This window comes from Methylobacterium sp. WCS2018Hpa-22 (assembly GCF_031843785.1).
Taxonomy (GTDB): Bacteria; Pseudomonadota; Alphaproteobacteria; order Rhizobiales; family Beijerinckiaceae; genus Methylobacterium.
The window spans coordinates 1-9,903 of sequence record NZ_JAVTJA010000034.1; the positions used below are offsets into that span (position 1 = coordinate 1).

The following is a 9,903-nucleotide window of genomic DNA, read 5'->3' on the forward strand; positions in this document are numbered from 1 at the left end:
TCTCGCACAAGCGCCTTCGAACGCTTTCCGAGGATTACCGATCCGGCCACCATCGGTCTTGCAAAACAGGTAGGAAGACCGAGGCCGTAACCGGTTCTCCAAAAGCCCCTGGATCGTCTTCAAAGCCTTCGACGAGAGCGGGACGCGGCGAGGGGCGCTGGTCTTCGTGTTAGTGAGGTGAAGCTCACGGCGGCGAAGATCGATGCTTGAGGTAGCCAGCCCAAGTAGCTCCTCCTTACGAAGCCCTGTTTCGACCGCAAGTACGAGGATCGGCTTGAGGTCATCGGACGCGGCTCGGAGTAGAAGGTCGAATTCCTCGCGAGTGAGGAAGCGGGTGCGCGCACGGCTTTCCTTAAGCGCCTTCTTGTTGAAGGCTGTGACCGGTGATGTGTCCACCCAGCCCCAGCGAACGGCCATGCTAAAAACAGCCCCCAGGAACGCGAGATCGCGCCTGATGGTGGCGTCGCTTACGCCTGTTCGCTTCCGGCTACCGACAAGATCGGACAGCGCTCGCCGGTCAATCTCTTCAAGGCTTAAGTGCCCGAGCAGTCGCATGCAGATGCGACTGTTGAAGCGGTAGGTCTCAATGGTTCCGGGCTTAAGAGTGCATTCTTCGAAAAACCGATCTACCGCTTCTGTCAGAAGTCGGAGGGGGCGCGCCTCGCCCCGTGCCGCCTGGGCATGCTCTTCCATGAGCCGGTGGAGATACAATTGAGCCTCTGCCTTCTTGGGCGTCTTGGCTGAGCGCCGTACGTGAACCCCGTTTAGCCGAAACCGCACCCACCAAATTTGCCCACGCTTATAGACTGTCGCCATTTGTCCCCCACGCTTAGCCAGAATCTTTCAGACTCGCACGGGACAGGTAGGGGTCAACGGCTAAGGTTGGAGTGCGAGTACGTAGGTATTGCCCGGTCTAAGTGTGGATCGGCGGCAATTAGCAACGGAGGAGCGCTAACAAATCCCGATTACTTCGGCGACAGGCATCAGAAGATTGGCAGATAAGCATCAAAGAACCATAGAATCCCTCAATGATAGAGTGGGCGAGGGAGGGACGTGACATTTGCAATGAAGCCAAGCGTCCGGTGACCGGACACTCGGGCCAAATGTAGGCATGGGGGGGGCGGCGAAGCGACCCAAAGAATGGACCAAGGCGGAACACGTTCGGCGAAGACATGCTAGGGAGTAAGAGCGCGACCGCCAAATGTTAAAGCAAAAGACATCGCATCATTTTGGTCAAAGAAGTGTAGAACTATCACCGTTTCGCCGATCGCAGCTTGGTCTGGCACACATACTTTGGCGTATCCGTGGCTAATGTTTGCTTCAAGCCAGCTTTCTATCTCTGATGAAAAAGGCTGATAATTATCATGGTGGAAGCATGTGACGGGGTGGGGGATAAATCCGAGACCCGCACCGCACATTTTATCCCCAATACGCTCGATAATGTCGGCTGAAACTTGTTTCCATTTAAGTTTTGTTGTCGATTCCTTTTGATGAAGCCTTCGGGATACTTCCTCGCACGCGAGTGCAATCTTGTCGGGAATGATAACGGGCTGCTGGGTATCGTTCCGAAATCCTCTTTCATATTTTTGAACTGTAAGCGTCGCGACACCTAGCTCCTTGGCGGCCGCTTTCTGGGTCAAACTGAGCTTGGTGCGCCAAGCCTTGAACTCATCCGCTCTCACTGGCTCCTCCCGTGCACTCAACCGAATCAAACCACAAAAACATCCAGGGTATGCGTTGCAACACATCCTCAGTATGTGTATGGCTTGCAAATAGGGGCCGTTCAGAGCCCTCGAAAGCCCACTTGTGCATCCATAGGATATATCATGTCTACCGACAGCACCACTATTCTCGACGCCTCCCAGAGTGATGAGCCCATCCAGTCAGAAGCGGCAAAAGCCCCGCAGGCCAAGCCGAGGGCAGTCAAGCCGCATTCACGGAAGAACACGTCACTGATCGATGCGGCAGTCAGCCATGTCAGCAAGTTCAGAAAAAGGGAAACCGAGAACGAGCATAGCCGTCGCGACATGTCGTTCCACGCTGTGGCTGGAATTTATGTTCTGTTGCTGGAGGCGGGAAAGAATGAAGAGATCAGAACCAGTCTGATCGATGCTTCGCAAATTAAGCCGCGAGGTAGCAAGCTGAGCGCGAATTACTGCGTGAGGGCCGTGCTGGCAATTTCAGATTTCGACCTCAAGAGTTCAACCCGATGGGACTGGACAAGGGCCGTAGAGGCTCTGATCATCTCGAAGGTCGAAGCAAATACCCACGCGGCTGTGGACTGGTTCAAGCGCGGAGAAGTGTTCACGGAGGGTAAAGACGAACTCCGTGGTTTCGAGAAAGCCCACGCTGTGGTCAAGCGCGACAAGGATGGCCAGCCTAGCAACCCAGGGGTGGAAGCTAGGCTCAAGAACGCTCAAACTAAACGAACAGAAGTTTGGAACAGCTTCGTCGAGCCCCAACGCGAAAACCCCCTGCGCCGATTTGATCTCGGCGAGCAGGAGAGGGATTTGCCGGATGGCACGTTCCTGCTTCTGGTTGAGAGAAAAGACTCAACGCTGACGTTGATGAACACAACCTTGGCGAATGACGCGGTTCTCCGGAAGCTGATCCCGAAGAAACAGAAGTGATCTCCAACGAAGACGGGCGTCCGGTGACCGGACGCTCGCCTTCAAGCTACTGCTGCAAAGGCGGGACATATACGGCGTGAACACGTTCGCGTCCTATGGCGCAGCACGGCCAAGCAGCGCGAGATCGAGGTAAGGTCCAGCGTCGTAAACGGCGGGGGCGGCAGTCCAGGGTATATCGTCAAATAGGTGTCAAATAATCGATTGGTTTCGATCAATTCAACACCTAACCAAATACCCATTATTTTAGTATCGTTGTGAAGCATGCTCGTAGTCTAGCTTAAAGGCTCGATCGGTCCTTTGCGTTCAGAATCGTATTCTAAAAGCGAAAGCTTCGTTTGGGTCGTAAAAGCGGAAAACGCGCCCGACTAACCTGAGCGTTTTATCGTGCATAGGTTCTATCACATGATCGCTCAGACAATTATCCTCGATCCAGGCGCGGCGGCGGATTAACTCCAAGCAGAAGGTCTGCTGGCCCATCTGATCCTCAGTCAGACCATGGCACTCGACGACGTTAGGCAGTGTGATGCGGCGAGCATGGTCTACGTAAGCGGATGGGTAGCGGGTACGCAGGCGAGTAAGATCGAAGGGCGGACGCATGTTAGTATTTAGCGGCTCGCCGTGCTAATTTTCTAGAGCGGCTTCAAGCTCCAGCCTTCAAGCACCTGAGTTTGCTGAGGAACTCGAAAGCGACCTCTGCGATCTTGAGGTCGTTCACGGATGCGTTCCGGTCAAGGGGCGGGTCATGCGATTGAAGCAGCACGCAACGGATTAGAGTGCGAGCCCGGAGTAGCAGGCCCATCGCGGCGCGTTCGCAATCAGCGTGCATTGGCAGGGCGGTGCTCTGCCATGCTGTAATGGCCCATAACTCGGCCTCAAGCGCATCCACGAAGCCGTGAGCCTCCGAGAGGTCCAAACGCAGGCTGATGGCCTCCGCACGGCTGTGATACAGCGCGGCGCGAAGCGCCTCGACTTCGTCGTGCGTTTGCATCACGCGGCTGCTAGCACCTCATCAACAAGATCGGCAAAAGGATCGGGCAGAGCCTCGTCCAGCAGGTCGCCGTACCCTTCGAGGCCGTAGACTTTGAGGAAGCTGGCGAGACGGGTTACGGTGTCCCCGCGCCCGGCACTGGCGTACCGGAGGATGCCGTAGCTCTGGAGCTTGGCTCTGATCGTCAGGAGGGTATCAGGGGCGGGCATTTCGTTGTTCGCGGACCGAACCTGCTCAATTAACCAATGGCCGTCGCTGAGGCTGCGCAGAACGATCACGGCCGACTGCCCAGACCGCGTCCATTCGAGGACGGAATGGGTGCCAAGGGCAAGGAACGAGGCGTAGCTGGCCGCACAGTTGCAGAAGCGGCGACCTAACTCTGCGAGCTTAGCTGGTGAGATCAGACGTAGGTCGGGATCGTCGAGAGCGATGGGTGACACCATTGGCACCCGCTCGGCCTTACTAAGCCACGTGCCGACCCACTCCGACAGATCGCGGTCCTTCGGCGATAGACCATCGAGCGATGCATGCAGCGCGTCTTCAGGGACCTCTGGGTGAAGCTCGCGGATCAGGTTAAGGGCGATGTTCAGCGTCTCAGCCGCGTGCTCGCTTCGCATCCGCGAGAACACAGCTTGGTGCAGCAGCACTGGCAAAAGGACCGATGCCACTCGCAGGTGGGTCCCCGTCACCTGACCAGCTTTCTGCCGCAGCAGTTTGGCGCGCGCCTTGCTGGCAGGATCAGCGAAGAGCTTGTAGGCGAGCCGATAGTCAGAAGGATCGCGAAGCGGTTCATCACCGAGGCGCGCTAGGAGGCCAAGGAAGCCCTCGGGAACGCTTCCGTACACCGCCCGAGCAATGTCACGGGGGTAGAGAGCAACTAGCTGATGAGCGATCTGCGCGAGAGGATCGAGCGTCAGAATGCATTGGGAGTGGGCCGAAGTGCGAAGGCGAGCGGCCATATCTTCAGGCTGAGAAAAATCCATCTCGGCGTAGGCGGCAAACTGAACGGAGCGCTTCAGAGCAGAAGATTGGAGCACTCGATTGAGGTAGCCGGGGTAAGCTGCATCGAGCTTACAAGCGACTTCGAGGTAGAAGCCGCCGAACGGGCGAGGCTGAAGTGTATAGGTTAGTGGAAGTCCCAATCGCAACTCCGTGAAAGCCTAAGGCAATTAGAATCTCACATATGCATGCTGATGCCAAGCTTACTGCAAATCTGAATTCGCTTGAGAGGTTAACGCGCAATATCTAGCCACTCTCGTAGCTTTGTCCAGCGACGCTTCGTCTGACCGCTTCGAACTGCCATGCCAATGGCCTTGCGCTGCCCGATCAACACGACAAGCTGCTTGCCCCGAGTCACGCCCGTGTACAGCAGGTTTCTGGCAAGCATGTTATAGTGCTGCGTCACGATCGGGATCACCACGGCCGGGTACTCCGAGCCCTGGCTCTTGTGGATCGTTGTCGCAAACGCTGGCACTAGCGTGTCGAGTTCGCCGAACGGGTAGATCACCTCACGCCCGTCGAAGGTAACGAGCACTGCTCCTTCCTCCTCGTCGATGCCAGTGACCATCCCGAGGTCGCCGTTGAAAACATCTCGGTCGTAGTCGTTCTGCGTCTCCATCACCCGGTCACCCGGTGCGAAGCGCCAGCCGAAGCGCTCGATCTGCGCAGGCGGATTCGGATTCAGCACGCGCTGGAGTTCATGGTTGAGGTTGCGAGAGCCCAAAGAGCCCCGCAGCATGGGCGTGAGGACCTGAACATCGCGCACCGGATCGAGGCCGAAGGTGCGTGGGATGCGGTTGGTGATCACCTCGATCAGCTTGCCGACTCCAACCTCCGGGTCGTCGATCTCGATCAGATAGAAGTCCGCCTTCTCGCCCGGTCGCGGCTTCTCCGGCATCCGACCCTGGTTGATCCGGTGGGCGTTCACGATGATCCGACTCTCAGCCGCCTGCCGGAAAACCTCGGTTAGCTGGGCTACCGGTACGCGCCCGGAGGCGATCACGTCCGCGAGGACCTGCCCTGGGCCGACCGAAGGTAGCTGATCCACATCGCCGACGAGCAGCAGCCCAGCGCGTTCTGGAACCGCCTTCAGCAGCGCATTCATCAGCGGTACGTCCACCATCGAAGTCTCGTCGATGACGAGGAGGTCGCATTTGAGCGGGTTCTCGGCGTTGCGTGAGAAGCCGCCGTGCTTCGGATCAATCTCCAGCAGGCGGTGGATCGTCTTCGCCTCCAAGCCGGTCTGCTCGGTCATCCGCTTGGCAGCACGACCTGTGGGGGCTGCAAGCAGCACCTGAACGCCCTTGGCCCTGAGGATGCGCAGCATCGCGTCGAGGGTGCTGGTCTTGCCAACGCCCGGACCGCCCGTGATCACGCAGAGCTTCGAGACAAGCATCAGCCGCACGGCCTCGATCTGTGAGGGCGAGAGTGTCTTGCCGGTCTTCCCCTCCACCCAGGGCCGGGCTTTGTCGAGATCGATCTCCGGCCAGGGTGGGGAACCAGACGCTCGTTCAATCAGGCGCTCGGCGATCATCCGCTCGGCCGCGTGCAGGCCCTTTAGGAAGATGCAGGGTTGATCCACGACCGTGTCGGCGATGACCTCCTCGCCTCGCAGAAGCTCCTCCTTCACCGCCGCACGAACGAGATTCGCATCCACTTCAAGTAGCTTCTGCGCAAGCACAGCAAGGCGCTCGGTTGGCAAGCCGCAATGCCCCTCATCCATGGCGGTCTGGAGCGCGAACGAGACACCTGCCCGCAACCGCTGCGGCGCTTCCTTCTCCAACCCGAGCTTCATCGCGATGGCATCGGCTGTCCGGAACCCGATGCCGCGAATGTCACGCGCGAGCCGGTAGGGGTCCTCGGTCATGACCTTGATCGATTCCTGACCATAGGTCTTGAAGATGCGCACCGCCCTCGCGGTGCCCACACCGTGAGCGTGCAAGAAGATCATGATCTCCCGCACCGCCTTCTGCTCGGCCCAACCGCTCACGATGCGCTCAGCGCGCTTCGGGCCGATGCCCCCAACCTCCTTCAGCCGATCAGGCTCGGCCTCGATGACCTCGAAGGTGTTCTCGCCAAAAAGCGCCACGATGCGCTTTGCCATCGCCGGGCCAATGCCTCGCATGTAGCCAGAGGCGAGGTACTTCTCGATGCCCTCGACCCCGGTCGGCGGGGTAGCTTTGAGGGTCTCGGCCTTGAACTGGAGTCCATGCTGCCGATCGGAGAACCAGATACCTGTGGCGGTGATCCACTCGCCCGCACCGATGGCTGGAGCATGCCCGATCACGGGCACGAGGTCGCGCTTGCCTCGGGCTTGCACCTTGAGGACGCAGAAGCCTGTATCGCCATTGTGGAAGGTAACGCGTTCGACCGTGCCCGCAAGAGTCTCAACGGGCGTGCCGCGCTCGAACTGCTTTGGCCCCGCCTTGGGGTGCATCTGATGGCTCCAGGCAACTGACGAAGAGGGTCCTAAGTCGGAGCTAACGTATCAAATAGAAGGGAGGTGTTCAGGGAATGGCTCCGGCCAGCGTTCACGCGCACATCGTATGTGAGGTGTTGAGTTGTCCTACTGACGGTATCGCGCGCGATCTGGGTGTGGCCAGAGTTTCAGCGCGTACTCAAACCACATCAAAGACACACTGTCTGAAAATAGCGCGTCGCTGCCGAGCAGCAAGCTGAGCATGAGTTTTCAGACTTGATCAAAAATGGGGAAGGCAGGAATGTGAAGGTGTGAACGAACGACGTTGTGTCAAGCTCGCCGCTTGACTTCCTTAAAAATGGTCTGAGGAACGCATGGGCTTACAAGGGACGACGACAATAGCGAGCGGGCGAATCTCGCTGTCTAATTTAATAAAAGACATTGATGCAAATAATTTAGATTACAACGAAGCTGAAACTCGTTTTCACATCATAGACAGAATAATTAGGGACTGTCTTGGCTGGCCCGAGCAGGCATTTAGACTTGAGCAATCTCAAGGAAGATCATATAGTGATTATGAATTAGGCAAGCCTCGAAGAGTAATATGGGAAGCAAAAAAAGAAGGAAGACTTTTTCAGCTTCCCGCCAATCCCGACCGCAAATTGTTAGGGGACCTGCCCTCAATCATTGCTCTGGGGGGAGAGGCCGCCGATGCAATAAAGCAAGTGCAAAATTATTGCAGCAGCAGAGGAGTAGACGTCGCGATCGCTACAAACGGCCACCAATTAGTTGCGTTTATTGCTACCAGAGATGATGGCATTGCCCCATTAGAGGGCGCGGCTTTAATTGTAGAAAGCTATCGTCATTTTCATGAAAACTTCCCCCAGCTATGGCAATTGCTTTCACCCGCTGGTGTAGCGGAGCGAAGACTGCATAGATTTCTAACGGTTGGAGAAGATAAAGCTCTGCCACCAAAGCTTGCGACAAGTTTATCAAACTACCCTCAATATAGATACCCAAGTGAGCTGCAGAGCACCCTCAGAGATTTGAGCGAGCTACTCATAATTGATGCGGTTGAACAGCCGGACTTGGAGAAGCAGTTTTATACCGAATGCTACTGCGAGAGCGGCGCTCTATCGCAGCATGCACTCATCAGTAAAAGCATGCTGTCTGCTAGATACTCCGCAATGTTTGATCCTACCCAGAAGGGGCCTGCTGTTGCGCCTGTCAGAGTGGCAGCTAAAAAAGCAATCCTCACTCCTGAAGTAGCAACCGAAGCAAGTTCCCAGCGTCCTATCGTTTTGATTGGAGATGTGGGAGTTGGCAAAACGTCATTCCTAAAGCACCTAATATATGTAAGTGCATATGAAGAATTCAAGAATGCAGTTTATCTATATATAGATTTAGGTTCTCGTGGTGCATTGAACAAAGACCTTGTGGAGTTTGTTCTTTCTGAAATAGAAGATCAGCTTTTAAATAGTTATGATGTTGATGTTCATGAGTCATCTTTTGTAAAAGGCGTCTATAACTTAGAAATTTCTCGATTTCGCAAAGGAATTTATGGCAGCTTAGAGCAGACCAATCCGACTCTATTTGAAGAAAAGTTACTTGGGTTGCTTGCCGAAAAATCTGGTCAAAGGGACAGGCATCTCAGGGAGGCAGTTAATCATCTTGCTCTTGGACGAAAAAAGCAAGTTGTTATTGTCATCGATAACGCCGACCAAAGAAATTCTGAGGTCCAGCAAGATGCGTTTATTATTGCTCAAAGCCTTGCAAAGGAATGGAAGGCTACTGTGTTCATTGCGGTGCAGCCAAAAACGTTTTATGCCTCCAAACAGTCTGGTGCATTGAAATCTTATCCAAATCGAGTCTTCACGATATCTCCGCCGCGTATCGACGCAGTTATCGTTAAACGCCTGACTTTCGCATTAAGCATGGCAGAAGGAAAAGTGCCAGTAACAATATTGCATAATATTGAATTAAGGCTTGAGAACATTACGCTATTTCTAAGGGCGCTTCTTTTTTCTCTAGAAAAAAATGAGAGCCTTGTTGAATTCATGGCAAACATAACCGGTGGAAACATTCGGGCCGCAATAGATTTTGTCACAAAGTTCATTGGAAGCGCAAATGTCGAATCCGAAAAAATAATCGACATCATGATTAGTGAGGGGCGGTATATCGTTCCTGTCCATGAGTTTTGGAAAGAAGCTTTGCTGGGTCAGTTTTCCTACTACGATCCACAAAGCTCGATGGCGTTGAACCTTTTTGATGTCCGTTCTGGGTCGACTGACGAACACTTCCTGCTCCCAATCGCAATCTCATTTCTCGAACACGATGGGCGTCATAGAAATAAAGAGGGATTTGTTGTCACGTCGCTACTGGTAGATGAATTGCAGCGTTGGGGGTTTTTGCCTGGATCAATTGAAGATGCGTTGAGGCGCGCCAACAACAAAAAGCTTATCGAAGCGGCCGAACGCATCACTTTCGCTGAGGACGAAAATGAACTAATCGGTGCAATGCCAAGTAATTTCAGAATTTCTACTATAGGAGCGTACCATGTAAGTCGATGGCTAGGCGAATTCGCTTATCTTGATGCAATGTCCTACGACACACCTATCATTAATTTAGATTTTAGGCAAAAAATAGCATCTAAGATACAGTCATTTGCGATAGCTGATCGTTATGAGCGCGCGAATGATTTTCGGGCATATCTCACAACTTGTTGGCGCGAGTCGAAATTGCGGCCAGCATACTTCGATTGGGAAACGGCAAGAGTCGCAGGAGATGGCAGTTTCCAGAGAGTTACCCGAGCTATAGAACGTAACGAGAGATCAGTTCGTGGACGATAAAATTGAGGTCCGACATAC

At 54.6% G+C, this 9,903-nt stretch carries 7 protein-coding genes; 2 read left to right on the forward strand and 5 right to left on the reverse strand.

Translation table 11 applies throughout. The annotated features are described in order from the left end of the window. Positions 1-816 (reverse strand): tyrosine-type recombinase/integrase (locus RQI43_RS24350; RefSeq protein WP_311276883.1); only part of this gene is annotated, 816 nt, incomplete at its 3' end. 359 nt (positions 817-1,175) lie between these two features. Next, the gene (locus RQI43_RS24355) at positions 1,176-1,682 is read right to left on the reverse strand and encodes a helix-turn-helix transcriptional regulator (protein ID WP_311276884.1); all 507 of its coding nucleotides are present in this window, start codon (positions 1,680-1,682) and stop codon (positions 1,176-1,178) included. A gap of 144 nt (positions 1,683-1,826) precedes the next feature. On the opposite strand from RQI43_RS24355, the gene RQI43_RS24360 reads away from it, so the two are divergent. Further along, the gene (locus tag RQI43_RS24360; RefSeq protein ID WP_311276885.1) at positions 1,827-2,630 is read left to right on the forward strand and encodes a hypothetical protein; all 804 of its coding nucleotides are present in this window, start codon (positions 1,827-1,829) and stop codon (positions 2,628-2,630) included. Between the two features lie 640 nt (positions 2,631-3,270). Here the strand turns inward: RQI43_RS24360 and RQI43_RS24365 are convergent. The 3 genes from RQI43_RS24365 to RQI43_RS24375 form a co-directional block, all read right to left on the reverse strand. Then, positions 3,271-3,618 carry a hypothetical protein gene (locus tag RQI43_RS24365; RefSeq protein ID WP_311276886.1) on the reverse strand — a complete coding sequence of 116 codons (348 nt, stop codon included), beginning with the start codon at positions 3,616-3,618 and terminating at the stop codon, positions 3,271-3,273. Continuing rightward, positions 3,618-4,760 carry a hypothetical protein gene (locus tag RQI43_RS24370; protein ID WP_311276887.1) on the reverse strand — a complete coding sequence of 381 codons (1,143 nt, stop codon included), beginning with the start codon at positions 4,758-4,760 and terminating at the stop codon, positions 3,618-3,620. Before RQI43_RS24370 ends, RQI43_RS24365 begins: the two co-directional genes overlap by 1 nt. A gap of 89 nt (positions 4,761-4,849) precedes the next feature. After that, on the reverse strand, positions 4,850-7,054 hold the full coding sequence (locus RQI43_RS24375) for an ATP-dependent RecD-like DNA helicase (protein ID WP_311276888.1): 2,205 nt from the start codon (positions 7,052-7,054) through the stop codon (positions 4,850-4,852). Between the two features lie 356 nt (positions 7,055-7,410). Between RQI43_RS24375 and RQI43_RS24380 the strand changes: the two genes are divergently transcribed. Beyond that, positions 7,411-9,885, forward strand: a complete 2,475-nt coding sequence (locus RQI43_RS24380; protein ID WP_311276889.1) for an AAA family ATPase — start codon at positions 7,411-7,413, stop codon at positions 9,883-9,885. The last annotated feature ends 18 nt before the right edge of the window (positions 9,886-9,903 follow it).

Excerpts from the sequence above, each read along its gene's own strand:
- RQI43_RS24360 (WP_311276885.1), top strand. The coding sequence starts at position 1,827 with ATGTCTACCGACAGCACCACTATTCTCGACGCCTCCCAGAGTGATGAG.
- RQI43_RS24365 (WP_311276886.1), bottom strand. The coding sequence starts at position 3,618 with ATGCAAACGCACGACGAAGTCGAGGCGCTTCGCGCCGCGCTGTATCAC.
- RQI43_RS24375 (WP_311276888.1), bottom strand. The coding sequence starts at position 7,054 with ATGCACCCCAAGGCGGGGCCAAAGCAGTTCGAGCGCGGCACGCCCGTT.
- RQI43_RS24380 (WP_311276889.1), top strand. The coding sequence starts at position 7,411 with ATGGGCTTACAAGGGACGACGACAATAGCGAGCGGGCGAATCTCGCTG.